The sequence below is a fragment of the Bradyrhizobium sp. OK095 genome (assembly GCF_900109945.1).
In the GTDB taxonomy this organism is placed as follows: domain Bacteria; phylum Pseudomonadota; class Alphaproteobacteria; order Rhizobiales; family Xanthobacteraceae; genus Bradyrhizobium.
Map to the genome: position 1 here is coordinate 802,570 of NZ_FOBX01000001.1, position 26,593 is coordinate 829,162.

24 protein-coding genes are annotated in these 26,593 nt (G+C 63.9%); 14 read left to right on the plus strand and 10 right to left on the minus strand.

The window, feature by feature from the left end:
* Positions 1-146: 146 nt before the first annotated feature.
* A complete protein-coding gene (locus BMW89_RS03870; RefSeq protein WP_092022833.1) occupies positions 147-1,979 on the plus strand; it encodes a PHA/PHB synthase family protein in 1,833 nt (610 codons plus the stop codon).
* Here the strand turns inward: BMW89_RS03870 and BMW89_RS03875 are convergent.
* Both BMW89_RS03875 and BMW89_RS03880 read right to left on the minus strand, forming a co-directional pair.
* Complete coding sequence (locus BMW89_RS03875; RefSeq protein WP_092022835.1) at positions 1,976-2,950, minus strand: CHAD domain-containing protein; 975 nt, start codon at positions 2,948-2,950, stop codon at positions 1,976-1,978. The genes BMW89_RS03870 and BMW89_RS03875 overlap by 4 nt on opposite strands.
* 25 nt (positions 2,951-2,975) lie before the next feature.
* Positions 2,976-4,508 (minus strand): bifunctional aminoglycoside phosphotransferase/ATP-binding protein, encoded by a 1,533-nt coding sequence (locus BMW89_RS03880; RefSeq protein ID WP_092022837.1) that lies wholly within the window; start codon positions 4,506-4,508, stop codon positions 2,976-2,978.
* Between the two features lie 195 nt (positions 4,509-4,703).
* On the opposite strand from BMW89_RS03880, the gene BMW89_RS03885 reads away from it, so the two are divergent.
* The gene (locus BMW89_RS03885) at positions 4,704-5,537 is read left to right on the plus strand and encodes a universal stress protein (protein ID WP_092022839.1); all 834 of its coding nucleotides are present in this window, start codon (positions 4,704-4,706) and stop codon (positions 5,535-5,537) included.
* A 58-nt stretch (positions 5,538-5,595) separates the two neighbouring features.
* A complete protein-coding gene (locus BMW89_RS03890) occupies positions 5,596-8,289 on the plus strand; it encodes a bifunctional acetate--CoA ligase family protein/GNAT family N-acetyltransferase (protein WP_092022841.1) in 2,694 nt (897 codons plus the stop codon).
* A gap of 9 nt (positions 8,290-8,298) precedes the next feature.
* Here BMW89_RS03890 and BMW89_RS03895 read toward each other — a convergent pair whose 3' ends face one another.
* Both BMW89_RS03895 and BMW89_RS03900 read right to left on the minus strand, forming a co-directional pair.
* Positions 8,299-8,787 carry a hypothetical protein gene (locus BMW89_RS03895; RefSeq protein WP_092022843.1) on the minus strand — a complete coding sequence of 163 codons (489 nt, stop codon included), beginning with the start codon at positions 8,785-8,787 and terminating at the stop codon, positions 8,299-8,301.
* Complete coding sequence (locus tag BMW89_RS03900; RefSeq protein ID WP_092022845.1) at positions 8,788-9,063, minus strand: hypothetical protein; 276 nt, start codon at positions 9,061-9,063, stop codon at positions 8,788-8,790.
* A gap of 176 nt (positions 9,064-9,239) precedes the next feature.
* Here BMW89_RS03900 and BMW89_RS03905 point away from each other — a divergent pair, with 176 nt between their 5' ends.
* Genes BMW89_RS03905 through BMW89_RS03915 form a run of 3 tightly spaced genes read left to right on the plus strand, consistent with a single transcriptional unit; the run spans position 9,240 to position 12,253 of the window.
* The gene (locus BMW89_RS03905; RefSeq protein WP_092022847.1) at positions 9,240-10,376 is read left to right on the plus strand and encodes an ABC transporter permease; all 1,137 of its coding nucleotides are present in this window, start codon (positions 9,240-9,242) and stop codon (positions 10,374-10,376) included.
* Positions 10,377-10,378: 2 nt separating this feature from the next.
* Positions 10,379-11,146, plus strand: a complete 768-nt coding sequence (locus BMW89_RS03910; RefSeq protein WP_177195804.1) for an ABC transporter ATP-binding protein — start codon at positions 10,379-10,381, stop codon at positions 11,144-11,146.
* 3 nt (positions 11,147-11,149) lie between these two features.
* Entirely contained in the window at positions 11,150-12,253 is a 1,104-nt protein-coding gene (locus tag BMW89_RS03915) for an ABC-type transport auxiliary lipoprotein family protein (protein ID WP_092022851.1), read from the plus strand.
* Between the two features lie 6 nt (positions 12,254-12,259).
* Here BMW89_RS03915 and BMW89_RS03920 read toward each other — a convergent pair whose 3' ends face one another.
* On the minus strand, positions 12,260-12,577 hold the full coding sequence (locus BMW89_RS03920; protein ID WP_092022853.1) for a c-type cytochrome: 318 nt from the start codon (positions 12,575-12,577) through the stop codon (positions 12,260-12,262).
* A gap of 151 nt (positions 12,578-12,728) precedes the next feature.
* On the opposite strand from BMW89_RS03920, the gene BMW89_RS03925 reads away from it, so the two are divergent.
* The 3 genes from BMW89_RS03925 to BMW89_RS03930 all read left to right on the plus strand — a co-directional run bounded on the left by BMW89_RS03925 (position 12,729) and on the right by BMW89_RS03930 (position 14,674).
* Positions 12,729-13,442, plus strand: a complete 714-nt coding sequence (locus BMW89_RS03925; RefSeq protein ID WP_092022855.1) for a helix-turn-helix domain-containing protein — start codon at positions 12,729-12,731, stop codon at positions 13,440-13,442.
* A gap of 98 nt (positions 13,443-13,540) precedes the next feature.
* Positions 13,541-13,675: a hypothetical protein gene (locus BMW89_RS38545; protein WP_283805320.1), complete on the plus strand. Its 135-nt coding sequence runs from the start codon at positions 13,541-13,543 to the stop codon at positions 13,673-13,675.
* A gap of 270 nt (positions 13,676-13,945) precedes the next feature.
* Entirely contained in the window at positions 13,946-14,674 is a 729-nt protein-coding gene (locus tag BMW89_RS03930) for a Crp/Fnr family transcriptional regulator (RefSeq protein ID WP_092022857.1), read from the plus strand.
* Between the two features lie 4 nt (positions 14,675-14,678).
* On the opposite strand, the gene BMW89_RS03935 is transcribed toward BMW89_RS03930, so the two are convergent.
* Positions 14,679-15,461, minus strand: coding sequence for a cyclase family protein (locus BMW89_RS03935; RefSeq protein WP_092022859.1), 783 nt, complete (start codon positions 15,459-15,461; stop codon positions 14,679-14,681).
* A 590-nt stretch (positions 15,462-16,051) separates the two neighbouring features.
* On the opposite strand from BMW89_RS03935, the gene BMW89_RS03945 reads away from it, so the two are divergent.
* From BMW89_RS03945 to BMW89_RS03960, 4 genes are all read left to right on the plus strand, one after another.
* Positions 16,052-17,023, plus strand: coding sequence for a TRAP transporter substrate-binding protein (locus BMW89_RS03945; RefSeq protein ID WP_092022861.1), 972 nt, complete (start codon positions 16,052-16,054; stop codon positions 17,021-17,023).
* A 77-nt stretch (positions 17,024-17,100) separates the two neighbouring features.
* The gene (locus BMW89_RS03950; protein ID WP_092023391.1) at positions 17,101-17,649 is read left to right on the plus strand and encodes a TRAP transporter small permease; all 549 of its coding nucleotides are present in this window, start codon (positions 17,101-17,103) and stop codon (positions 17,647-17,649) included.
* Entirely contained in the window at positions 17,640-18,932 is a 1,293-nt protein-coding gene (locus BMW89_RS03955) for a TRAP transporter large permease (protein ID WP_092022863.1), read from the plus strand. The genes BMW89_RS03950 and BMW89_RS03955 overlap by 10 nt, the downstream gene beginning before the upstream one ends.
* A 79-nt stretch (positions 18,933-19,011) precedes the next feature.
* Positions 19,012-19,818, plus strand: a complete 807-nt coding sequence (locus BMW89_RS03960; protein WP_092022865.1) for an SDR family NAD(P)-dependent oxidoreductase — start codon at positions 19,012-19,014, stop codon at positions 19,816-19,818.
* Between the two features lie 116 nt (positions 19,819-19,934).
* Here BMW89_RS03960 and BMW89_RS03965 read toward each other — a convergent pair whose 3' ends face one another.
* Genes BMW89_RS03965 through BMW89_RS03980 form a run of 4 tightly spaced genes read right to left on the minus strand, consistent with a single transcriptional unit; the run spans position 19,935 to position 24,199 of the window.
* A complete protein-coding gene (locus BMW89_RS03965; RefSeq protein WP_092022867.1) occupies positions 19,935-20,633 on the minus strand; it encodes a molybdate ABC transporter substrate-binding protein in 699 nt (232 codons plus the stop codon).
* Complete coding sequence (locus tag BMW89_RS03970) at positions 20,630-22,762, minus strand: xanthine dehydrogenase family protein molybdopterin-binding subunit (protein ID WP_092022869.1); 2,133 nt, start codon at positions 22,760-22,762, stop codon at positions 20,630-20,632. The genes BMW89_RS03965 and BMW89_RS03970 overlap by 4 nt, the downstream gene beginning before the upstream one ends.
* Positions 22,759-23,229, minus strand: coding sequence for a (2Fe-2S)-binding protein (locus BMW89_RS03975; protein WP_092022871.1), 471 nt, complete (start codon positions 23,227-23,229; stop codon positions 22,759-22,761). Before BMW89_RS03975 ends, BMW89_RS03970 begins: the two co-directional genes overlap by 4 nt.
* A gap of 13 nt (positions 23,230-23,242) precedes the next feature.
* Positions 23,243-24,199: a Bug family tripartite tricarboxylate transporter substrate binding protein gene (locus tag BMW89_RS03980; protein WP_177195838.1), complete on the minus strand. Its 957-nt coding sequence runs from the start codon at positions 24,197-24,199 to the stop codon at positions 23,243-23,245.
* Positions 24,200-24,451: 252 nt separating this feature from the next.
* Here BMW89_RS03980 and BMW89_RS03985 point away from each other — a divergent pair, with 252 nt between their 5' ends.
* The gene (locus BMW89_RS03985; protein WP_092022873.1) at positions 24,452-26,542 is read left to right on the plus strand and encodes a molybdopterin-dependent oxidoreductase; all 2,091 of its coding nucleotides are present in this window, start codon (positions 24,452-24,454) and stop codon (positions 26,540-26,542) included.
* The last annotated feature ends 51 nt before the right edge of the window (positions 26,543-26,593 follow it).

Below are 26,593 nucleotides of genomic sequence, written 5' to 3' on the forward strand. Positions count from 1 at the left end.
TTTGACTCAGGTCAAGCGAACCAGGCCGTTTTGTCCCGGTCGAACAATTGTGATCCGCGCCCGGATTTGATGCAGCTCAACGCGCATCGGAAGTGTCGCCATATCCTGTTGCTGGCTGGAACAGAGGCCTGCAGGGACATTGAGCCATGAGTGTCGTGAAAATATTTCCACGGACCGAGGAGCCGAAGGCTCTCTCCGCCGGCCCGGTTGCGGAGATACCTGCGACGAGTTCCGAAAAATTCCCAGGCGAGCCCGTCGCCGCCAATGTCGCGCCTGCGGAGCCATACCCTCTTGACCGCGCGTTCCATGCGATGCTGGCCCGCTTCACGGGCGGAATTTCGCCTGTGGCCTTGTCGCTGGCTTGGCTCGACTGGAGCTCGCATCTCGCAGCGGCGCCGCAGCGCCAGATGGAGATTTCCCGCAACGTTCTTCGCGACACCGGCCAGTTGCTGGAAGCTGCCGCACATGCGACGTCGCGAAAGCCATGGTCCGTGATTCAGCCGCAGGGACGCGACCGCCGCTTCAGGGAACCGCAATGGGAAGCTGCTCCTTTCAACCTGCTTGCGCAGTCGTTCTTGCTCACGGAGCGCTGGTGGCACGATGCCACGACCGGTGTGCGTGGTCTGTCGCGTGCAAACGAAGCTATCGTCGAGTTCTCGGTGCGGCAGATGCTCGACATGCTGGCGCCGTCGAATTTCGCGGCCACCAATCCGCAGGTTCTGGAAAAGGCGTTCCAGAGCGGTGGAGAGAATTTTGTGTTCGGTTGGCAGAACTGGTGCAGCGACCTGATGCGCCAGCTCTCGGTCTCGAAGGCGGCGGACGACGAGAAATTCATCGTCGGTGAGACCGTGGCGGCTTCGCCCGGCAAGGTCGTCTACCGCAACGATCTGATCGAGCTGATCCAGTACCATCCGACGACCGCGCAGGTGCGACCAGAGCCGATCCTGATCGTGCCGGCCTGGATCATGAAGTATTACATCCTCGACCTGTCGCCGCAGAACTCTCTGGTCAAATACCTGACCGGTCAAGGCTTCACCGTGTTCGCGATCTCCTGGCGCAATCCGGATGCGAAGGACCGGGACGTTGCCTTTGACGATTATCGCAAGCTGGGCGTGATGGACGCATTGGACGCGGTCAGCCGGATCATGCCCGGCCGGAAGATCCATGCGCTCGGTTATTGCCTGGGCGGTACGCTGCTGTCGATCGCTGCCGCCGCCATGGCGCGCGACGGCGATCACCGTCTCGGCACCGTCACGCTCCTTGCTGCCCAGACCGACTTCACCGAGGCGGGCGAGTTGACGCTCTTCATCAACGAGAGCCAGGTCGCCTTCCTCGAAGACATGATGTGGCAGCGCGGCTATCTCGACACCGCACAGATGGCCGGTGCGTTCGCGCTTCTGCGCTCCAACGATCTGGTCTGGTCGCGGCTGTCGCAAGACTATCTGATGGGCGAGAGCGCGCCGCTCAACGACCTGATGACCTGGAACGCCGACGCCACGCGGCTGCCTTATCGCATGCATTCGGAGTATTTGCGCAAGCTGTTCCTCGACAACGATCTGGCCGAAGGCCGCTATCGCGTCGAAGGCAGGAACGTTTCGCTCTCCGACATTCATACGCCGATGTTCGTGGTCGGCACGCTCGCCGATCACGTTGCGCCGTGGCGATCGGTCTACAAGGTCCATTATCAGGTCGATGCCGACGTGACGTTCCTGTTGACCAGCGGTGGCCATAACGCGGGCGTTGTCGCGGCTCCCGACGAGCTCTGGCACAACTATCAGGTCATGACCAAGGCTGCGGATGCGCCTTATGTCGGCCCGGACGAGTGGCTGAAGCTGGCGCCGCACGTTGAGGGATCGTGGTGGCCGGAGTGGGCGGCATGGCTGGCGGTGCGCTCAGGCGCGCCCTGCGATCCGCCGCCGATCGGTGTGGGAAGCGTTGACGGCCTGCCCGACGCGCCGGGAGATTACGTCCACACTTAATCCTCGGGCTCCGCATTCGGCGCAAGGTCTGACGAGCGAAACGGCTTGGCCCTGTCCAGTTTCCGGTAGGCGTCCGCTGCGGTTCGTAACAGCTTCTTTTCCCGCTTGCGGTTGAGGAAGCGAATGCCGGCTTCGGGGATGGCGTCGTTCAATGACGCCGCCAGCGTCTGACCTCGTGCATCGTCGTTCAACTGCCCGAGCGATTTTTGCGCCTTGCGCAATTGCTTGAGGATCGATTTCTGTTTCGTCAGCGAGTCGTCGGCGAAAAGGTCCTGAAGCGACTCGATTGAATAAGTCAGCCGCTTGTTGAGGAGCCGCAGCTTGTGCCGTTTCTCGACGTCGAGCTTGCGGAGTTTTCGTGCTTTCTTGAGCAGCGTCGTTTCCCATTCGGTGAGCTGCGCCGTCGCGTGCTCGGCCAGCGAGCAGCGGCGCAACCGGATGGCCTCCTTGCTGCGCCTTGTCGACCAGGGGCCGCTCTCGATCCAGGTTGAGGTCTGCTCGACGAGGCGGCGATACCGCGCGGATTGCAGCGCGCGCGCCAGCAGGCGGTGGCTTTCCGCGCGCTTCTCGTCCCAGTGCTGGAGCTCGGCAATCACGGTGAGCTCGCCACGGCTCTCGGCGATGACCCGGTCGATCGCCACGTCGAGGTCGCGCACCATACCGAGCTGGCTGTTCAGCCATTTCAGCTCGGTCCAGATTGCCGGCCGTAAACCGTCATTGACCATGGGCGAGAAGAAGCGGATTGCGGTGCGCAAATGTGTCAGTGCGATCCGGATCTGGTGCAGCGCCTCCGGGTCGCCGCTGCATGTGCCGTCGTGCTGGGCGAGGACGGCATCGAGGTGGCGCCGGGCGATGATCCGGAACGCCGTATCGCAGGCCATGGCGGGGCTAAGGCGGCCGGGCAGGGCATTGCGCCGCGCCGGCGGCTTGGTGCGCGCGGTCGTCGTCGAGCTCGTGGTGGGTCGCGACATCCTTGCCCGCGTCAATCAGATTGCCTTACTTGCCCTCGGAGATCGCGTCCCGGCAGCTCCCGAGCGTCTGCTCTTGTGTCCCGGATGCATCGATGCTCGCCCAACCGATGTGACCGATACTATAGTGCTCCTGCTGCGCAGCAACCTCTTGCGTGGCGTCGGATGCGTCTCCCCGACGGCTTCCGATTCGCGCCTGGCGCGTCGCGAGGTCCGCAATCAGGAATAGTCCACTCAGCGGCACCTTGCATGCGTGGGCCAGGGCGGCCAGTTCGTCCCGTTCGGACTCGCGCGCAAAGACGGCGTCGACGATTGCGGAATGGCCTTGCGCCAGCACCTGTCGGGCGCGCTGCAACAGCACCTCGTAGACACGTGCCGTAACGTCAGGCCGGTACGTGGACGGCGGCAGCCGGTCGGTGTGTGCCACCCGGAACAGCTGCTTGCGAATGACGTCGCTGCGCAGCACGACAGCTCCCGGTTGTGGTGCGATGTTGGGCGCCAGCGCGCGGGCGAGGACGGACTTGCCGGTGCCCGATAGTCCGCTGACCGCAATCAGGCGCGGAGCGGGAGGGTGGATCAGAGCCTGGGCGAGATCGAAATAATCGCGTGCGTCGCGGACAATCCCGGTTGGGTCTGCATCGGGCCGTGTCAGGCGTGCCAACGCCACCTGGGCGCGGATCGCCGCACGAATGGACATGAACAGCGGCAAGGCGGAGAGCGCGTCGAGATTTTCGGACGGCGTCACGGCGAGATATTGGTTCAAGACGATATTGGCCGCAATTGGTTGATCGTGGTGCAGCAGGTCCATCAGCATGAAAGCGAGATCGTACAGCACGTCGACGGTTGCGATTCTCGTATCGAACTCGATGGCGTCGAACAGGACTGGCTGGTCGCCGATCGACACGATGTTCGCAAGATGCAGGTCGCCGTGGCAGCGGCGCACGAAACCCTGACCTCCGCGCTCTTCGAGCAGCGGCCGCAGGCGCCGCAACATCGCATGCGAGGCTTCGGAGAGCCGCTCGATCTCTTCGGCGTCGATATGGTTGCCCTTCTGCAGGCCGTTCATGTTTCCGTCGATGAGGCCGGGGATGGAGGAGGCCCATGTCTTGCCGTCAGCACGGAGCGCCGCCGCATGCGCCGCCGCGATGGCGTCAGCGGCGGCCGAGGCAAGGTTCGTATCCAGCGGGCCGGCTTTCGCCAGATGGTCCAGCGTCTGGCTTTCGTCGAAGCGCGACATGTCGACCGCATACTCGATCGGCTGGCCGCGGCCATCCACCGCTATCGATCCGTCCGGCTCTTCGGTGATCGCGGCAACGCGGTGATAGATCTGCGACGCCAGCGGTTGGTTGATCCTGATCTCCTCCTCGCAGGCCGCCCTCCGCTTCGCCAGTGTCGAATAATCGAGGAACGGAAACCGCACGGCCCGTTTGATCTTCAGGGCGCGCGTCCCGTCGAGAAAGACCGAAGCGGCGTGCGTATCGATCCGTTTCACGCCTGGATGGCTGACGGAATCGGTCAGCGCCGCAAAGATCCGGTCCTGGGTCGCGGAATCGTCTGTCATCCCTGCTGGCACGTTCCAATGCGTCGGAAGGCGATGCGGCCGCCAACCACGCTAATCTTTAGAATGCAGTGGCCGCCAGTCCTTGACTTCCGTCAATGCCCGCCTCTCGGCTGGCGGAGTTCTCCCCCTGGGGCTTGATGAGGATCAAGCGTCCAGCTGAAAGCCGGTCTATTCTGGTGGTTAAGGAGAATCCCGATGCCCATCAAGGACGTCTTTCTGCCGCTTGTCGGCCAGCCACGCGGGCCGGCCCTTGCTGCAATCGAGAAATGCGTGGCGGTTGCCGCCGACCTCGGGGCCAGGATCACCGCGCTTGCACTCGAGGACGAGGTTTTCGCGCGTCCGAAAGTTATGCTTCCCGATGATGCGGATTCCGTTGCGGCCGACGCCGCGGTGGGGGATATGCAGCTTCTCCTGAATGCATTCGCCGGCGCTGCCTCCCGCGCCAACCTCCGTAATCAAAGCCGTTCGGCCAAAGTGCCGGCGGACCAGATCGCGTCGATCCTGGCCGAGCATGCGCGCTTCAGCGATCTCACGCTGCTCCCCGTCAGGCCGCACGACAGCCGGACGGAGCAGATCGTCGAGACGATCCTGTTCGAATCCGGGCGCCCGCTGCTGCTCTGCCCGGAACAGCATGTGGATGAGCTGCGTCCGGAATTCGAGAGCGTCCTGATTGCCTGGGATCACTCCGCGCGTGCGGCGCGGGCGATTGGCGATGCGATGCCGATCCTTCAGGCTGCCGCATCGGTCCGCGTGGTGACCGTGGCCGACGACAAGACCGACGCGATCGTGCAATCCGGAACGGCTCTCGTCAGCCATCTGAGGGAACACGGCGTCTACGCCTCGTTCGAGACGGTGACGGGCAGCGGCAGCTCGACCGGCAAGGTGCTCGGAAGCTGGGCGAATTCCAATGCCATCGACGCCATTGTCATGGGCGCCTACCATCATTCGCGCCTGAACGAGATCGTCTGGGGCGGTGTGACAAAGACCGTCATTGGCCAGCCGCCGTGTTGGGTTATGATCTCGCACTAGGCTCGCCGCGAGATCTTCCAACCATCGGATCCGCCACCGACCGGGCGCATTTGCTATCATGTCCACTTATCATCTGAAGAATTTGCTGTCGCCGCGTTCGGTTGCGCTCGTCGGGGCGAGCGCCCGTCCGGTCTCGGTGGGACGCGCCGTTCTGGAGAACATTCGCAACGCCGAATTCAAGGGGCAGTTCGGCTTGGTTAATCCACGCCATGCAGAGATCGGCGGCGTCGCTTCGGTGAAGAGCCTGGACAGACTGGACTTCGTGCCCGAGCTCGTGGTCATCACCGCGCCGGCGGGGGAGGTCCCTGACATCATCGACCAGGCCGGGCGCCGCGGCTCGGCGGGTGCACTGATCGTTTCCGCCGGGCTCGGCCATGGGCCGGGATCCCTGCATGAGGCCGCAATCGCCGCGGCCCGCAAATACGGCATGCGGCTGATCGGGCCGAACTGCTTGGGCATCATGATGCCCGGCGTCAGCCTCAATGCCAGCTTCGCCGCGCACATGCCGGCCGCAGGAAATCTCGCGCTGATTTCGCAATCCGGCGCGATCGCTGCCGGCATGGTGGATTGGGCCGCGCAGCGTGGCGTCGGCTTCTCCGGCATTGTCTCGATCGGCGATCAGATCGACGTCGATATTGCCGACCTGCTCGATTATTTCGCGATGGATCACAAGACCCGCGCGATCCTGCTCTACATTGAGGCCATCAAGGACGCGCGCAAATTCATGTCGGCGGCACGCGCTGCTGCGCGCGTCAAGCCGGTCGTCGTGGTGAAATCCGGCCGCATGGCACAGGGTGCCAAGGCGGCCGCGACCCATACCGGCGCGCTTGCGGGCGCCGACGCCGTCTATGACGCGGCGTTCCGCCGCGCGGGTGTCCTGCGGGTCTCCGATCTGCGCGAGCTGTTCGACTGTGCCGAGACGCTCGGCCGCGTCGAATCTCCGACGGGAAAGCGCCTCGCAATTCTTACCAATGGCGGCGGCATCGGTGTTCTCGCCGTTGATCGATTGGTCGAGCTTGGTGGAATTCCGGCGTCCATCTCGGCAGATGCGCGCAAAAAACTCGATGGCGTGCTGCCGCCGACCTGGTCCGGCGCAAATCCGGTCGACATCGTGGGCGATGCCGATGCATCACGCTATGCGGCGGCGCTGGAGGTGCTGCTCGCAGACCCCGACAATGACGCAGTTCTCGTCCTTAACGTGCAGACCGCGATCGCCTCGGCCGCGGAGATCGCGGTGGCAGTGACCGAACATGTCAAGACATATCGCGAGAAACATCGCAGTTGGGCCAAGCCCGTGCTTGCCTCCTGGATCGGAGCCGATCAGAAGATCATTGAAACCCTGTCTGGCGCCGGCATTCCGAACTATCCGACTGAAGACGACGCGGTGCGCGGTTTCATGCACCTCGTGAGGCACCGCGAACTCGTGGAGGAACTGAGCCAGGTTCCTCCGGCGATGCCCGATACGTTCGTGCCGGACGCCCAGGCTGCCAAGCAGATTGTTGCGGGCGCGATCGCCGACGGCCGCAAATGGCTCGAGCCGGTCGAGATCAAGCATCTGCTCGGAGCCTATGACATCGCGATGGTGCCGACCTATGCGGCGACCGACGTCGAGCAGGCGGTGGCCTACGGCAACGAGATGTTCGCGCAAGGCGCCACCGTCGTGCTGAAGATCATGTCCCGCGACATCACGCACAAGTCGGACGTAGGGGGCGTCGTTCTCAATTTGACCACGCCGGAGGCCGTGCGCACGGCTGCCGCCGACATTCTTGCCCGGGCGAAGAAACTGCGCCCCGAAGCGCGCATAGACGGCGTCATCGTGCAGGCGATGGTCGTCAAGGCGAAGGCGCGCGAGCTGATTCTGGGTCTCGCCGACGATCCGACCTTCGGGACTGTCGTCGTGTTCGGCCGGGGCGGGACGGCGGTGGAAATCATCAACGACAAGGCGCTGGCGCTGCCGCCGCTTGACCTGCAACTGGCGCGCGACCTGATCGACCGTACGCGCGTCTCGCGCCTGCTCCGCGCCTATCGGGACGTGCCGGCCGTCAAGCAGGATGCCGTCGCAATGGTGCTGGTCAAGCTGGCGCAGATGGCGGCCGACATTCCCGAAATTCGCGAGTTCGATATCAACCCGCTGCTCGCGGATGAAACCGGCGTGACGGCGGTCGATGCCCGCGTCGCCGTCGGGCCGCCGCAACGGAGATTCGTAGGCTCGGGACCCACCAATTTCGCCGTTCGCGCCTATCCGTCACAGTGGGAGCGGCGCCTCGCGCTCAAGGATGGCTGGCGCATCTTCGTGCGGCCCTTACGCCCGGAGGACGAGCCGACCATCCACGATTTCCTGCGTCACGTCACGCCGCACGACCTCCGTCTGCGCTTCTTCGCCCCGATGAAGGAATTTACCCACGAATTCATCGCGCGCCTCACCCAGCTCGATTATGCGCGCGCAATGGCCTTCATTGCGTTCGATGAGGCCACCAACGAGATGGTCGGCGTGGTCCGCATTCATTCGGACTCGATCTACGAGTCCGGCGAATACGCGATCCTGCTGCGGTCCGACCTTAAGGGCAGGGGACTTGGCTGGGCGCTGATGCAGCTGATCATCGACTATGCGAAGTCGGAAGGGCTGAAGGCCATCTCGGGTGACGTGCTCAAGGAGAACACCGTGATGCTTGAGATGTGCCGGCAGCTCGGTTTTGAGGTGAAGCCGGATCCGACCGAGCCGGGCATCTGTGACGTCCGGCTGAAGCTCTGAGCGCGCCGGCTACGAGCGTGCCTCGGCCGACGTCGCAGCAGCGCTCTCCTTGGCCGTCTTCCGCAGACTCTTGATGATGATCGCGATCAGCGGCACCAGCACCGGCACGACGGTGCTCAGCGGATGATGCACCGCGCCCGATACCTGAGCCTGGAGCGCGCGCGCCTCGAGCTGGAGGGCCTCGATGGATGCGCCGTGAATTTCATTGGCGAGTTCGATGTCGCGGCCTGACGGGGCGCGGCCCGCGACGATGAAGAGGATCCCCGCAATGACGAAATTGATGGCGCCGAGAGCGGCGGCCGCGGCAATCGCGCTCCAGATCTGGACCAGCCCGAAATAGGCCGACAGCTCCAGCATCAGCAGCCCGAAGGCTGCGATCAGCGCCGCGAAGGCGCGCAGGCCCAGCCCGAGGAGCAGATGGCGCAGCCTGATGTCCGCGATGATTCGGTCGGTGCGCCATAGCACGCGTAGATGTTTGACGACATTCTCCGTATTCACCTAGTGTCTCCTCAGCATGAAGCCGACCACGACGCCGAGCGCGAAGGCTGAGGCGAGCGACGTGATCGGGCGATCCGCAACGAGGCCCTGTAGCTGCTCCTGCTCGTCGCTGACGGTCTCGCCAAGCTCGGCGAGCGCGGCCTTGATCTGGTCGGCCAGAGCCTCGGCCCGGTCTTTCGAGCTGTCGAACATCTCCTCGCCGGCCGTGCTCAGCAGGCGTGTGACGTCCACCTTCAGGGTCCGCAGTTCTTCGCTCATCCTGTCGCTATCGAACATGGATTTCTGATCTCCATTGAATAAAAGCGACCCTAGGACCCACCGGCGCGGCCCCGTTTGATTTGCGTCAAGGGGCGGTGCGTGATCCCGGTCTTGAGACAGGTCAAACCGGCCGCCACATGCTGGCCTAGAAGTCCCGGCTGAATGGGGACCAATTGTCCCGATGAGGTGGAAGCGTGAACTCCGAACCGCTGTTGCTGACAACGCCCTCCGGCGATGCGCTGAAATTGCGCCCGGAAGGGCCGTGGACCGCCGCCAACGTGTCGGCACTCGAAACGCTGTCCCGATCGGTCGGAGCGGATGTCGATCGATCCCGCGCCGTGACGCTGGACATGTCGGGCGTCAGCGCGCTCGATACGCTCGGCGCCTGGATCCTGGAAAAGCTGTCGCGCAGGGCTGCTTCGTCAGGCAGATCGGCCGAATTCGTCGGCGTCGCCGATCATTTCAGTGGGCTGATGGACGAGGTGCGCCAGGTCAACCGCCACACGCCAGCGCCGGCCGTGGCTCAAAATCCGGTTCTGCTCAGGCTCGGCGATCTCGGCAGATCCACGGTTAGCGCGCGCGAAGACATCACGGTATTTCTGCAAATGCTGGGCGCATTGTTCATGGCCGTGATCGGCGTGCTGCGCCGGCCGCGATCGCTGCGGCTGACGTCGCTGATCTACCAGCTCTATCGCATCGGATGGCAGGCCATTCCCATCGTCGTGCTGATCACCTTCCTGATCGGCGCGATCATCGCCCAGCAGGGCTTCTTCCATTTCCGCAGGTTCGGCGCGGAGTCCTATACAGTCGACATGGTCGGCATCCTGGTGCTGCGTGAGCTCGGCGTGCTGATCGTCGCCATCATGGTCGCCGGACGTTCGGGGAGCGCCTACACAGCCGAGCTTGGCTCGATGAAGATGCGCGAGGAGATCGACGCGCTCTCGACCATGGGGCTCGACCCCGTCCACGTCCTGATCCTGCCGCGCGTAGCAGCCCTCATCATCGCCCTCCCGATTCTTGCCTTCATCGGATCGATCGCTGCGCTCTATGGCGGCGGTCTCGTCGCGCAATTCTATGGCGGCATGTCGCCTGCGATCTACATCGCGCGGCTGCACGAGGCCATCTCCGTCACGCATTTCGAGGTCGGAATTCTGAAGGCACCGTTCATGGCGCTGGTGATCGGGATCGTCGCCTGTAGCGAGGGACTGCGCGTGAAGGGCAGCGCCGAGTCGCTCGGACGCCAGACCACGACGTCGGTGGTGAAGTCGATCTTTCTGGTGATCGTGCTCGACGGCCTGTTCGCGATCTTCTTCGCCTCGATCGGTATGTGACGATGGACGAATCGCAGGAAGAATTCGCAATCCGCGTCCGCGACCTCGTGGTCGGCTTCGGCCGCCAGACCGTGCTCGACCATCTGTCGCTCGACGTCCGCCGGGGTGAAATCCTTGGGCTGGTCGGTGCGTCCGGCGGCGGCAAGTCGGTCCTGATGCGCACCATCATCGGCCTGATTCCGCGTCAGGGCGGGAGCATCGACGTGATGGGACAGCCCATCGGCGGCCGCAAGGAAGGCGCGGCCATGACATGGGGCATCCTGTTCCAGCAGGGGGCGCTGTTCTCCTCGCTGACGGTCCGGCAGAACGTCCAGTTTCCGCTGCGCGAAAATCTCGTGCTGTCGCAAGAACTGATGGACGAGATCGCGATCGCCAAGCTCGAAATGGTCGGGCTGCGGGCGCAGGATGCCGACAAATATCCTTCAGAGCTCTCCGGCGGCATGACCAAGCGCGTGGCGTTGGCGCGTGCGCTCGCGCTCGACCCGCCGATCCTGTTCCTGGACGAGCCGACCTCCGGCCTTGATCCGATCGCCGCCGGTGATTTCGACGCGTTGATCGGGACCCTGCAAAAGACCCTGGGGCTGACCGTCTTCATGGTCACCCATGATCTTGCGAGCCTCACCACCGTCTGCGACCGCGTCGCTGCGCTCGCCGACGGCAAGATCGTCGCGATCGGCCCGATGCGCGAACTGCTGCAATCCGAGCATCCCTGGGTGCGCGCTTATTTCCACGGCAAGCGCTCGCAGATGCTGCAACACGAAATGAGATAAGACATGGAAACCCGCGCTCCCTATGTGCTGATCGGCAGTTTCGTGCTGGCCGCGATTATCGCGGTGTTCGGCTTCGTCTACTGGCTGAATAACACCGGCGGCATCGGGCCGCGTACGAACTACCACGTGCAGTTCCAGGGCCCGGTGCCGGGCCTGCTGGTCGGCGCCGGCGTGCTGTTCAACGGCATCCGCGTCGGCGAGGTGACCCAGCTCGGCCTTGCGCCGGACAACCCGCGCTTCGTCAATGCGACGATCTCGGTCGCCGCGACGACGCCGGTGCGCACCGACACCAAGGTCGGGCTCGATTTCCAGGGGCTGACCGGCGTGCCCGTGGTGACGCTGGAGGGCGGCATGATCGTCGCCAAATCCGGTGAGCCCCTGACCCTGATCGCCGAGGCCGGCGCAGGTCAGAGTATGACGCAGGCCGCGCGCGATGCGCTGCGGCGGGTCGACACGGTGCTGGAGGACAATTCCGGCCCGCTGAAAGATACCATCGCCAATTTGAAGACGTTCTCCGACGGGCTCGCGCGCAACACCGGCAAGATCGACGGCATTTTAGCGGGCCTCGAGAAGATGACGGGCGGTGGGGCGCCCGTGCAGAAGATCACTTTTGACCTGCGCGCGCCGCAGAGCCTCGGCCCGACCGGCAAGACCTTATCGGCGTCACTGGCCATTCCCGAACCGACCGCGGTGGCGATGCTCCAGACCCAGCGCATGCTGTTCGCACCTGGCGGGGACAATCCGGGCTTTGCGGATTTCCTCTGGGCCGACAGCATTCCAAAACTGGTGCAGGCGCGGCTGATCGATAGTTTTGAGAACTACGACATCGCCCATGCGCCGTTGCGCACGAGCGATCTCGGGCAGGCTGACTACCAGCTCCTGATCGACATCAGGCGGTTCCGCATTGCGACCGAGGGCGAAGTACGGGTGGAGATCGGACTGTCGGCGCGGGTGGTCGACAAGAACGGCAAGGTGGTCGCATCGCGACTCGTCGAGACCAGCGAGAAGCTCGACAAGGTCGAGCCGACTGCCGCGGTCGCAGCGTTCGATACGGCCTTCGCCCGCATTGCGAAGGAACTGATCGGTTGGACAGTACAGGCGGCGTGACGCCGGCTATTCCAGCGTCTTCAGGTAGGACAGCAGGTCGTGGATCTGGTCCGGACTGAGCTCGAAGACGGGCATGTTGGCGTGGCCGGTAGAGATGCCTTCGGCCAGCGCCTCCTCAAGGGTCTCGATCGGGTAACGCCGGTGCAGGATCCGCAGCGGCGGCGCAACCTTGAGCGGGCTCTCCGAGGTGCGGTTGACGGCGTGGCAGCGCGCGCAATTGGCCCGCGCGAAGGCCTGGCCGCGTTGTTCGGCGGTTGGGGCCGCCAGGGCAGGCGTGACCAGAAGCAACCCAATCAGGCCGTGACGCAACGCGCTTTGCAGCATGGAAGGTGATCCCCACGAACTCTGGAAGCAGAATAAGGCGGGGACGTCTGCGAAAATTGATCTGGGTCAATCGCCTTTGGCGCAGTGCAGTAAAATGCAGCTGGCGCGGTGGACTCGACCTGATGCGGGAGCAGCCGGCCTGGAGCGGTGGATGAAGGCTTCCGTGGTGAAGATCGAGCCGAACGGGCATGTCTGTAGCGATTGTGCGGTCCGCGACTTGGCGGTGTGTTCATCGCTGGACCCAACCGAGTTGAGGGAATTCGAGCATCTTGGGCGCCGCGTCCATTTTAGCTCGGGAGAGACCGTGTTCTCCGAGGAAGACATCACGACCTCGTTCTACAATCTCGTTGAAGGCGTCATGCGGCTGTACAAGCTGCTGCCCGACGGCCGGCGTCAGATTGTGGGGTTTGCCTTGCCCGGCGATTTCCTGGGGATGAATATTTCCGGCCGCCACAATTTTTCGGCCGATGCGATCGGCGGCGTCACCGTGTGCCAGTTCGCAAAAGCGCCCTTTGGCCGTTTCATCGAGGACCGGCCGCATCTGCTCAGGCGGATCAACGAGCTGGCGGTTCGCGAGCTGAGCCATGCGCGCAACCACATGGTTCTGCTGGGCCGCCGCTCGGCCGATGAGAAGGTCGCTGCCTTCCTGCTCGGCTGGCGCGAGCGTCTGGTCTCGCTCAAGGGGGCGTCCGACACGGTTCCACTTCCGATGAGCCGCCAGGACATCGCCGATTATCTCGGCCTGACCATCGAGACCGTCAGCCGCACCTTCACCAAGCTGGAGCGCCACGGGGTGATTGAGATCATTCACGGTGGCATCAGCCTGCTCGATCCGGCGAAGGTCGAGGCCTTGGCCGCGGCCTGACGCCTGATCCCGACCTGGGGCTCTCCCATTTTTGATCCCGATCAATGACGGCGGCCGCGCGCGGCCGATAGTGCCCGAAACAATCAGGGGAGGGCATCATGCCGACCGACGCGCTGCTGGTGACGATCATCGTCGTGGCTATCTTTGTCGTATTCGCCGGGGCGCTCGCCTGGGCGGACCGGCAAACCAGCTCAGGCCGGCCCGATTCAGGCGTTAAGCGCAAAAGCTCCTGAGTCTCAGCCCCATTTTGCGATCCATCACCGCTTGTGTTCTCCGGCGAGTTCGTGGCCGTCCGTCAGCGCCTTAACGCAATGGGGCGTGCGATAGCTGCAACTCTGCATCATCAGGGGAGCATTGGCTCATCCTTCGGATGCGGACTTCGCCCCCCGCCGCGGCATTTTCGGCGTATTTGCTTCAAAACGCGGACATGCTTTCCGGTTGAAAAGCCTGCTAACACTGACTACGCAAGAGCTCCAGTGCCTCGCAGTCTTAGGAGCCCCGGCGTGCCTCAGGACAAGACCGGCGATCCCCGACAAGCGGCGGGCAACAAATTATCGGTCCTGCGCAAGCATCCGATCTTCGCCGATCTGGAGCCGGAGGCTCTCGACCAGCTCTGTCGCTATGCCAAGCACACCACGGTGAAGCGCGGAGCGACGATCGCCGCCAAGGGCGATCCCGGCAACAATCTGTTCGCGGTGATCACGGGAACAGTAAAGATATCCTCTTCGTCGCCCGATGGACGGAATGCCATTCTCAATCTGATCGGTCCCGGAGAAATCTTTGGCGAGATCGCCGTCCTCGACGGCGCGCCGCGCTCGGCCGACGCGACCGCCAACACCAATTGTGAGCTCTACATCATCGACCGCCGCGACTTCCTTCCGTTTGTGAAGAGTCAGCCGGCGCTGGCGATGAAATTCATCGAGCTGCTCTGCGCGCGCCTGCGCTGGACCAGCCAGCAGGTCGAGCAGGTGATCCTGCAAAATCTGCCGGGCCGGCTTGCAAGCGCGCTGCTCGGTCTCACCGAAGAACGCAAGTTCGACTCCGGCAGCGGCACGCTCGCCATCACGCAGCAGGAGATCAGCGAGATGGTGGGCATGACGCGCGAGAGCATCAACAAGCAATTGCGCGCCTGGGCCGGACGCAACTGGGTTCGTCTCGAGCACGGCGCCATCGTCGTGCTCGATACCGATGCCTTGCGCGAGCTCGCCGAGAGCGGCCTCGCCGGCGAGTAACCTCTCACACCTGATCGTCGATGATGGCGACCGCGCGAGTCCAGCCCGCGGAGGCGCGTTCGATCTTCACCGGGAAGCATGAGACCGTGAACCCGGTCGAAGGCAGCTTGTCGAGATTGTGTAATTTCTCGAGATGGCAATAGCCGATGTGCCGGCCCGCCTTGTGGCCCTCCCAGATCAGGCTGGCATCTTTTGTTTCTGCATATTTCTTTGCGGTGTAGACGAACGGCGCGTCCCAGCTCCAGCCGTCTGTGCCGGTCAGCCGCACGCCCCGTTCGAGCAGGTACATCGTAGCGTTATAGCCCATGCCGCAGCCGGAACTCACGTAATCGGCCTGACCGAATTTGGCGCCGGCGCGGGTGTTGACGACGACGATCTCTAGCGGCGACAGCGTGTGCCCGATGCGCTTCAGCTCTTTCTCGACATCGTCGGCCGTCACCACATAGCCATCCGGTAGATTCCGGAAGTCGAGCTTCACGCCGGGCTGAAAACACCATTCCAGCGGCACCTCGTCGATCGTCCATGACCGCTCGCCGCGATTCATGGTGGGGTGGAAGTGCCAGGGTGCATCGAGATGCGTACCGTTGTGGGTCGACAGCGAGACCTGCTCGACAGCCCAGCCCTGGCCGTCCGGCAAATCCTGCGCCTTGAGGCCGTCGAAGAACTGCAGCATGCGCGGCAGGCCCTGCTGGTGATCGATATACTGGATGGTCGGGTGATTGCCCGGCGGATCGGCCGTCACGTCGTTTCTGAGCGGCACGGAAATATCGATCAGCTTCCGCGGCATGGGCATTCCCTCGGGATGGTGTGTTTTGTTTCGGCGTATCTTGAGGGGGCTCTAGCTGCGACGTCAAGTAACGCACCGGTGTGGATGGCTTCGGAAAAACGGCGCTATCGGGCGATCGCCTTCTCGGAGCACCGCATGATCGATCGATGCAACTCCAGCATTGATCGATGCCGGAATTGGGTTGGACTCAGAATGCCGCCCGCCCTAGGGACGACATTGGCGAAATCACGCTGATGCAGCGCGTATCGCACAGGAACGGGGCGACCCGTCTCGCCCAAACCTCCAAGCCGCAACCAATGGCGGTCGAGCACAAAACCAGAGGAGCGACCATGGATACGACGAGCATCGTTACCTCGCGTCCGGCATTGGCCGACGGAGGGACGGAATTGCAGGGGGCCGGCACTTGCCGGCCAGGCACGGCGTCGACCTGCGCGCTATCATCAACCAGCCAAATCCGCTCGACTCGGCCGCGCAATCCTACCAAGGTGGTGCGGTTGTGACGCTTGACTCCACACCTGAAGTGGAGCGACCCAAGGCGACCGGCAGCATCTGCCCAACGACGACATAATCAACTCAGGAGGAAAGCCCAGATGAAGACACTGATCGGTATCATCGCTGCCGCTGCGCTGGCGGTCTCAGCACCTTTCGCGACCGCACGCGACTTCCGCTCCGCCGACATTCACCCCGCCGATTATCCGACCGTCGAAGCCGTCAAGTTCATGGGCAAGCAGCTCGCGACGGCGAGCGGCGGCAAGCTCGGCGTGAAGGTGTTTCCCAACGGCGCGCTGGGCTCCGAGAAGGACACCATCGAGCAGCTGAAGATCGGCGCGCTCGACATGATGCGGATCAACGCATCGCCGCTGAACAACTTCGTGCCGGAAACCATCGCGTTGTGCCTGCCCTTCGTCTTCCGGGATACGCAGCACATGCGCACCGTGCTTGACGGGCCGATCGGCGATGAGATCCTGGCAGCGATGGCGCCCGCAGGCCTGATCGGCCTTGCCTATTACGACAGCGGCGCCCGGTCCATCTACACCGTCAAAGCGCCGATCAAGTCGCTCGCCGACCTCAAGGGCCTGAAGATCCGCGTCCAGCAATCCGATCTTTGGGTCGGCATGATCCAGAGCCTCGGGGCCAACCCGACGCCGATGCCGTATGGCGAGGTCTATACCGCTCTCAAGACCGGCCTGGTGGACGCTGCCGAGAACAATTGGCCCTCCTACGAGTCCTCGCGTCATTTCGAGGCGGCCAAGTTCTACAACGTCACCGAGCACTCGCTGGCGCCCGAAGTTCTCGTGATGTCCAAGACGGTCTGGGACACGCTGAGCAAGGAGGACCAGGCGATGGTCCGCAAGGCGGCCAAGGAATCAGTGCCCGTCATGCGCAAGCTCTGGGACGAGCGTGAGCAGGCCTCCCGCAAGACCGTCGAAGCGGCTGGCGTCCAGGTCATCACGATCGCCAACAAGGCGGAATTCGTCGATGCGATGAAGCCGGTCTACGACAAGTTCGCCGGTGACGAGAAGCTGAAGGGCCTCGTCAAGCGCATCCAGGACACGAAGTAAGATCACAGCGTCGGGTCCGGCGTCGCCGCGAGGCGATGCCGGACCCTCGCAGCGAGACGCGCAAGGGAGACGCTGGAATGACAGACCCACATGTCGCAAGCCACGAGCAGGAGGCATCGGCACCGCCGTCCACCGGCCTGCTGTCGCGGATCAATGCCGTCGTCGCTCGGCTGGGCATGTATCTGTCCGTGACCGGACTGCTCGTCATCGTCACCATCGTGTTCTACCAGGTGTTCGGTCGGTACGTGCTCAATTCCAGTCCGACCTGGACGGAGAACCTTGCGCTGGTCCTGATCCTCTATGTCACGCTGATCGGCGCGGCTGTCGGCGTTCGCGATGCCGGGCATATCGGCATGGACAGTCTGCTGGTGATGCTGCCGGACCATGTGCGTGAGAAGATCGAGCTCGTGATCCACATTCTCGTGGCCGTGTTTGGTATCGCGATGGCCTACAACGGCTGGATCCTCGGGGCGTCGGTCGGAACCGTAAAAATTCCGAATCTCGGCCTGCCTGAGGTGATCCGTTACGTACCGCTGATCGCCTCTGGCGTCCTGATCGTCTCCTTCTCAATCGAGCACATCATTGCTCTCCTGCGCGGCGAAGAGGTCGTCCCCTCATGGAACTGATCATTCTCGGCGCCACGTTCTTCGGCTTCCTTGTTCTCGGCGTACCCGTTGCCTTCGCGATCGGCCTCTCGGCGATCTGCACCATCCTTTACGAAGGCCTGCCGGTTGCCGTCATCTTCCAGCAGATGATGTCGGGGATGAACATCTTCTCCTTCCTGGCCATCCCGTTCTTTGTCTTCAGCGGAGAACTGATGCTGCATGGCGGCGTCGCCGATAAGATCGTGCAGCTCGCCAAGAGCCTGGTCGGGCACATTCGCGGCGGGCTCGGCATGTCGAACGTTGTCGCCTGCACGCTGTTCGGCGGCGTCTCCGGCTCGCCCGTTGCCGACGTGTCGGCGATGGGCGCGGTGATGATCCCGATGATGAAAAAGGAAGGGTTCGACACCGACTACGCCGTCAACGTCACCACCCATGCCTCGCTGGTCGGAGCGCTGATGCCGACCAGCCACAACATGATCATCTATGCGCTCGCCGCCGGCGGCAAGGTCTCGATCGGCGCGCTGATCGCCGCCGGCCTCCTGCCGGCGCTCGTGCTGATGGTGTGCATGCTGGTCGCCGCCTATGCGGTCGCAGTGAAGCGCGGCTATCCGGCCGGCAAGTTCCCGGGCTGGCCCGAAGTTTTCCGCGCCTTCGCGGCCGCGCTGCCCGGCCTTCTGATCGTCGGCATCATCCTGGCGGGCATCCTGTCCGGGATCTTCACGGCAACTGAATCCGCAGCCGTCGCGGTCACCTACACGATCCTGCTGACATTCTTCATCTACCGCACCATGACCCTGCCGAACTTCCTGCGGGCGGCTGCGAAGGCGGTGAAGACGACGGGCGTGGTGCTGTTGCTGATCGGCGTCTCAACCATGTTCCAGTATCTGATGGGGCTCTACGAAGTCGCCGACTTCGCCGGCGACGTCATGAGCAAGGTGTCCCAGCAGCCCTGGGTCATCTTCCTGCTGATCAACATCATCCTGTTCGTGCTCGGCACGTTCATGGATATGGCGGCGACCATCCTGATCTGCACCCCGATATTTCTGCCGATCGCGATGAAGGCGGGTATGGATCCGGTGCAGTTCGGCATGCTGATGCTGATCAACTGCGCGCTGGGGCTGAACACCCCGCCGGTCGGAACGACGCAGTTCGTGGGCTGCGCCATCGGCGGCATCTCGGTGGGCGCGGTGATGCGCACCATCCTGCCGTTCTACGCCGCCCTGATCGCAGCCTTGATGTTCGTCACCTACGTCCCGGCGTTCTCGCTGTGGCTGCCGCGCCTGTTGATGGGATACAAGGGATAGCTGTCGTGCGTTCGCCGGCCTTGGCTGGCGGACCGCGCTTGCGATACTTTGCGTCGCAGCAACGCAGGAGAATCCGTTCGTGACTGACTATCGCAAGCTCTTCGATCTCACCGGCAAGACGGCCGTGGTGCTCGGCGCCGCCTCGGGCATCGGCAAATCGTCGGCCGAGGCGCTGTCCGGGCTCGGCGCCCGCGTCGTTTGCGCCGATCGCGCGCTTGACGCCGCGGAGGTGACCGCCGCCGGCATTCGCGACAAGGGCGGCTGGGCCGAGGCTGCTGCCTGCGATGCTGCGAGCGCAGTGGACGTGAACGCGCTGGCCAAAACCGTGATGCAGAAATTCTCGCGGCTCGACATCGCCGTGACGACGCCCGGGCTCAACATCCGCAAGACCATCCTCGACTACACCGAGGAGGATCTCGACCGCGTCCTCAACCTTAACGTCAAGGGCACCGTCTGGTTCTTCCAGGCCTTTGGCCGCATCATGGTCGCGCAGAAGGGCGGCAGCATCATCGCCTGCTCCTCCGTGCGCGCGGTGACGATCGAGCCCGGCCTTGGCGTCTACGGTTCCACGAAGGCGGCGATCGGCCTGCTGGTGAAGGGTTTTGCCTCCGAAGTCGGCCACGCCGGCGTGCGCGTCAACGCGATTGCGCCGAGCATCGCCGAGACCGCGCTGACCGGCCCGTTCAAGCAGCGGCCGGACATCTACAATCTCTATGCCGGCCACACCGTGTTCAACCGCTGGAGCAGCGCCGACGAGGTCGCCACCGCCGTGGCCTATCTCGCTTCGGATGCCGCGAGCTATGTCAGCGGCAGCACGCTGTTCGTCGATGGCGGCTGGACCGCGGTCGACGGCCCGCCGACCGGTCTCACCCAACTGCACAAATAGGGCGGCTATCCGCGCCTAAAGCATGATCCGGAAAAGTGCGAAGCGGTTTTCTGGAAAGATCATGCGCAAACAACAATCTAAAGCGCGATGACGATTCATCCCAATCTCATCGCGCTTTAGCCGGCAAAGCCCACGCGCTGGCGCAGCTCCCTGTGATCTGCGCCAGTCAGCAGCGCGACCAGCGCGGCCGCCTCCTTCGGGTGAGCGGCCCGCGAGGTCACTCCGGCCGTGTACATCGTGACGAGTTCGGTGCCCTGCGGCAGTGACCCCGATAGCTCGATTCCGTCGGTCGCGATGATCTCGGTCGCCTGTGTGCATCCGATCGGCCTTTGCGCGGTGGAGGCTGCAAGCTCCCGCATCGCAGTGGCGCCGTTCGGAAAGATTTTCAGGCGCGATGCGACCTCATAGGCGATGCCGAGCTGGTCGAGGACTCCAGCGAAGTGCTGTCCCGCGGTCGAGGCATTCGTGTCCGGAACGTAGATGGCGTCGGCGGAACGCAGCACCTCGCGCAAATCGGCTTCGGTCTTCACCGTCACCCTGGGATCTCGGCTGCGCACCGCCAGCGCGGTCTCGACCCGGCCGATATCCGCGATCGAGGCGGGGACGACGAGCTTCTCCCCGGCCAGCTTCGCAAGGAGGGCCTGCGTCAGGATCACGAGATCAGCCGGCGTGCCCGCGCGCAGCTTGTCGGCCATGAGACCGACCGCACCGAACTCGCCGTCGATGCCGAAGCCGGTCTCAGCCTTGAAGGCCTCGCTGAGGCCGCGCACCAGGCCTTGCGCCGCGCCGCCGCTCAAAATGGTCACTATCGTCACGATGCAAGCTCCATGGCTGCGATGATCTTGTCGCGCGTGATCGGCAGATCGCGCACGCGAACGCCGAGGCAATCATAGACCGCGTTGGCGATCGCGGCGGTCACGGGGCCGTGGGCGGCTTCGCCCGCTCCGACCGGCTCGATCTCCGGCCGCTGGATGATCTCGACATCCACCGCCGGCACCTCGCTGAAGGTCAGGATCGGATAGTCGGTCCAGGAGGTCGATGTCATGCGGGTCCGGTCGAAGCGGACCCGCTCCTTCAGCACCCAGCTCGCCGCCTGGATCGCGCCACCCTCGATCTGGTTGATGACACCATCAGGATTGATGGCCTCGCCGACATCGACCGCAAGCTTCAGCCGCTTGACGCGGATGTCATCGGTGCCTTCGATCTCGGCAATCGCGGCGCAATAGGCGCCCGTGTTCTTGTAGCGCGCGAATGCGACGCCGTGACCGATGCTGGTTCGCTTCTCTGGCTTCCAAGCCGCGCGTCGCGCCGCGGCGCGGATGACGTCCTTGGCGCGCTCGTCGCGGAGATGCCGCAAGCGAAATGCGATCGGGTCCTCGCCGCGCACCGCGGCAATCTCGTCGAGCAGGGATTCGATCGCGAACACATTGCCCTGCGCGCCGAGGGTCCGCAGCGCCGAGGTCCGCACTGGCATCGTCAGCAGCCGGTGGCTCGTGATCGTCCAGTCCGGGAGGTCGTAGAGCGGGACGGAGTTGCGGTCGCCGCCGCCGCCATTGGCCGCCGGCGGATTCGTCGAGATCATGCGCGGGTAGGGATTTGCGATCTCGCTCGCCGCAAGCAACGCAGGCTGTGCGGCGCGTCCCGGGCGCGCCGTATGGCCGTTGCTCCAGATCTCATGGCACCAGCCCACGATCTCGTTGTCCGCATCCAGATCGGCCTCGATCTCGATGGCCATGGCTGCGCCGAACGGCGCGTGGGACATCTCGTCGTGACGCGACCACTGCACCCGTACCGGACGGCCATCGGCCGCTTTCGCCAGCAGCACCGCATCGAGCGCGACGTCGTCGGCCGCGTTGTGTCCGTAGCAGCCAGCGCCCTCCATGTGCTCGACGACGATGTTTTCGGCAGGTAGCTCAAGCACGATGGCGAGATCGGCGCGCAGCAGATAGATGCCCTGGCTGTGCGTCCAGACATGGACATGATCGCCATCCCATTGCGCCATGGCGCAGGACGGCGCGATCGATGCATGTGCGATGTAGGGGCGGGTGTATTGCCGGCGGAGGGTGCGGGCAGCTTTCTTCGTCGATGCCGCCGTTCTGGTGTTGATGACGGTCGTCTCGACCGGTTGGCTCTTCAGGAAGCCCGCCAGATCATCCTCATCAGGCAGCGGTTCGCCCGCCGACCAATTTACGCCCTTGCGCAGGGCTTTCAGCGCGACTTCCGCCGCAGCCTCGCTGTTGGCAACGACACCGGCAAAGCCGCCGTCGCGGACGATCGCGACGAGGTCAGGTACGGCGCGCGTAGCCGTCTCGTCGAGCGCGATCAATTTGGCGCCCGAGATGTCCGGCCGCAGCACGCGCCCGTGCAACAGGCCCGGCAGCACGCAGTCATGGATGAAGCGCGGTCGCGCGAACACCTTGTCGGGAATGTCGACGCGCTGGACCGAATGTCCGGCAACGGTGCGCTTGGCGACGCTCTTCGCTTTAGCACCCGCGGTGGCGTCGTCGTCGAGCAAGACGTCATGAGCCAGCTCCCAATAGCTGGTTCTGACATTGCCGGGGCCCGAGATCACGCCGTCGTTGATAACGAGCAGCGACGCATCGACACCGAGACGTTCCGATGCAGCAGCGAGGAAATGCTGGCGCACCTCGGCGCCGACGTGGCGCAGTGCGCGGCCGGATTGCTGGATCGACAGGCTGCCGGAGGTCACGCCTTCGTTCGGGCTTGTCGCCGTCGAGGCACGGACCATCTCGATGCGCGTGATATCCACATCGAGCTCGTCAGCCGCAATCTGGGCCAGCGCCGTGACGATGCCCTGGCCGATCTCGACCTTGCCGGGCGAGATCGCCACGCGGCCCTCGCCGGTGAATTTTATCCAGGACGACAGTCTTGGATTGGCCACGAGGCTGACCGGCAGTTTCGGAGCAGGGGATGGCGCACTCATGACGTCGCCATCTCCGAGGCCGCCCGTAGCACGGCGCGGACCATACGGTTGTGCGATCCGCATCGGCACAGATTGCGGTCGAGCGCGGCTCTGACCTCGGCCTCTGTCGGTGACGGATTGCGCTTCAGCAGTGCTGCCGCGCTGATCAGGATCCCCGAGACGCAATAGCCGCATTGCATCGCCTGTTCGGAGATGAAGGCGCGTTGCAGCGGATGCGGTTGCTCTACTGTACCGAGGCCCTCCAATGTGACGACATCCCTGTCCGCAACCGACCACATCGGCATGTCACAGGACGCCATCGCGCGGCCATCGACCATGACGTGACAGGCGCCGCACTCGCCGGCTCCGCAACCGAAATGCGCACCCGTGATGCCGAGCCGGCCGCGCAGCACGTCGAGCAGCGTCTGATCCGGGTCGGCGTCGACGGCGACCGCGGTGCCGTTGAGCTGGAATTGAATGGTGGGCATTGCCAGTGCGACCTCAGGACTTGTCGAATTTCTTGACGACGTCAGCCCATTTCTCGATGTCACCGCGCAAGAACTTGTCGAACTCTGCCGGTGTCATCGACATGGGCAGGGCACCCTGCTCAGTCCAGAGCTTGACGATATCAGGCCGCTTCACCATTGCGTTCACGGCCGCATTAAGCTTGTCGATGACAGGCTTTGGCGTGCCGGCCGGTGCCATCAGGCCGAGCCAGATTGTCGCCTCGTAGCCCGCGACACCGGCCTCGCCGGCGGTCGGCACATTCGGCAACACCGCGGAGCGCTGCTTGCCGGTGGTCGCTAGTGCGTGGACCTGGTTCTCTCCGATATTCGGCGCCATTGCCGTCACGGCGTCGATCATCATCTGCACCTGTCCGCCGATCACGCCGCTGCGCGCCTCGCCGCTGTTCCGATAGGGAACGTGGACGATGTCGATGCCGGCCATGGCTTTGAACAGCTCGCCGGCCATGTGATAGGGTGTGCCCTGGCCGGAGGAGGCGTAGTTCAGCTTGCCCGGTTGCGTTTTGGCGAGCGCGATGAACTCCTGAAGCGTCGTTGCCGGGACTTGCGGGTTCACCACGATGACGAGATCGGAAGAGTTCACCGGCGCGATCGGCGCGAGGTCGCGCATCAGCTCGTATTTGCGCTTGTCCGACGTGAGCAGCGATTCGTTCGCGGTCTGGGTGTTGGACATCATGAGGAGCGTGTAGCCGTCGGCCGGCGACTTCGCCGCTTCGACCGTGCCAATGACGCCGCCCGCGCCGGTGCGATTTTCGATCACGAAGGGCTGGCCAAAGCTCTCCTGGAGAACATTGGCGATCAGTCGGGCCGCGACATCGGCCGGGCCGCCGGCGCCGAAGGGCACGACGATCCGGACGGCGTGGTTGGGATAGTCCTGTGCGAAAGAGGGGGCCGCTGAGAATGTCGTGAGCAGCCCGGCGGCCAGCGCCAGCATGAATTGTCGAGCCGTCACGCCCACCTCCCTGAATTCGCTTTTGTTGGCCGGCACTGTAGCGGCAGGGGATGCAGACTGTCGACGCCTTACAAAGTCGATCAGGCCGGGAATATCGGGCGGTTTTCGGTGTGGCCGTGCCGCATTTCGCGGCCGCGGCAGGAACCCGCCGCGCATGTGGTTTGAGCAAATCGCATGGGCATTGCCGGATAAATGCCCTCGGCTCACAGGTATTTTGGTGTTACGAATCTGGCCATGAACCAGCACGCCAAGATCGAAATCCGTCATTCGACCTGTCCGCATGATTGCCCGTCGGCCTGCGCCCTCGATATCGAGGTGGTCGAGGGACGCAGCATCGGCCGCGTCCGCGGTTCGAAAAAGCAGACCTACACGGCCGGCGTGGTGTGCGCCAAGGTCGCCCGTTATGCCGAGCGCATCCATCACCCCGAACGGCTGATGTATCCGATGCGCCGCACGGGTGCGAAGGGCTCCGGGCAGTTCGCCCGCATCACCTGGGACGAGGCGCTCGACGAGATCGGGCATCGCTTCAACCAGGCCGAGCACGAGTTCGGCGCGGAATCGATCTGGCCCTACTACTACGCCGGCACGATGGGGCTGGTGATGCGCGACGGCCTCAACCGCCTCACGCATGTGAAAAAATATTCGCGCTTCTATCAGACCATCTGCGCCAATGTCGGGCGGATCGGCTTCGCGATCGGCACCGGCAAGATCGCCGGCGCCGATCCGCGCGAGATGGCGCTCTCCGACCTCGTGGTGATCTGGGGCACCAATCCCGTCAACACCCAGGTCAACGTGATGACGCACGCCGCGCGCGCCCGCAAGGAGCGCGGCGCCAGGATCGCGGCGGTCGACATCTACGATAACGAGACGATGAAGCAGGCGGACATCAAGATCCTCCTGCGTCCGGGCACCGACGGCGCGTTTGCCTGTGGCGTGATGCATGTGTTGTTCCGCGACGGCTATGCCGATCGCGCCTATATGGACAAATACACCGACTGCCCCGCCGAGCTCGAGGCGCATCTGAAGACGCGCACGCCGGAATGGGCCTCCGCAATCTCAGGCGTGCCGGTGGCGGAGATTGAGGCTTTTGCGAAGGCTGTCGGCGAGACCAAACGGACCTTCTTCCGTCTCGGTTACGGCTTCACCCGCTCGCGCAACGGCGCGACGCAGATGCATGCCGCGAACTGCATTCCCGCGGTAACAGGTGCCTGGAAATATGAAGGCGGCGGCGCCTTCTTCAACAATTATGCGCTGTGGCATTTCAACGAATCCCTCATCGAAGCCCACGACGCGATCGACCAGACCACGCGCGCTCTCGATCAGTCGCAAATCGGCCGCATCCTCACCGGCGATGCCGAAGCCCTGCTCGGCAAGGGGCCGGTCAAGGCGATGCTGATCCAGAACACCAACCCGATGACGGTGGCGCCGGAGCAGGCGTTGGTCCGACAGGGTTTTGCGCGTGAGGACCTGTTCGTCGCGGTGCACGAGCAGTTCATGACCGAGACGGCGCTGATGGCCGACATCGTGCTGCCGGCGACCATGTTCATGGAGCATGACGATCTCTATTACGGCGGCGGCCATCAGCACATCTCGGTTGGGCCCAAGCTGATCGACCCGCCCGGCGAATGCCGCTCGAACCATCAGCTGTTGCAGGCGCTCGCGCCGCGGCTCGAGGCGAAGCACAAGGGTTTTGAAATGACGCCGCGCGAATTGATCGACGCGACGCTGAAGCTCAGCGCGCACGGCGACATTGCCGGCCTCGAAGCCGATATCTGGCGCGATCTGCAACCGGACTTCCGCACCTCGCATTATCTCGACGGCTTCGCTCATGCCGACAAGAAATTCCATTTCAAGGCCGATTGGTCGCATCCGCCGTTCGGCCGGACCATGGGCGATTTCGACAAGATGCCTGATCTGCCGGACCATTGGGCGGTGATCGAGCACACCGATCAGGCCCATCCGTTCCGGCTCGCGACCAGCCCCTCGCGCAGCTTCCTTAACACCACCTTCAACGAGACGCCGTCCTCGCAGGCGCGTGAGGGCAAGGCGAGCGTGATGATCCATCCGATGGATGCAGCCTCCCTCGATATTGCCGATGGCGATGCCGTGACGCTCGGCAACACCCGCGGCGAGACCACGCTGATTGCCACGCTGTTCGAGGGCGTGCGGCGCGGCGTTCTGATCGCGGAGTCCGTGCATCCGAACAAGAACCATATCGGCGGCCGTGGCATCAACATGCTGACGGGTGCCGAAGCCGTCGCGCCGATCGGTGGCGCCGCGTTCCACGACAACAAGGTCTGGATCAGGAAAGCGGCCGCGGCCTGAACTCGCGCACCGCTCGCCTGCAATTTGTGTCGAGGCGCTAAAGCGGCGCCC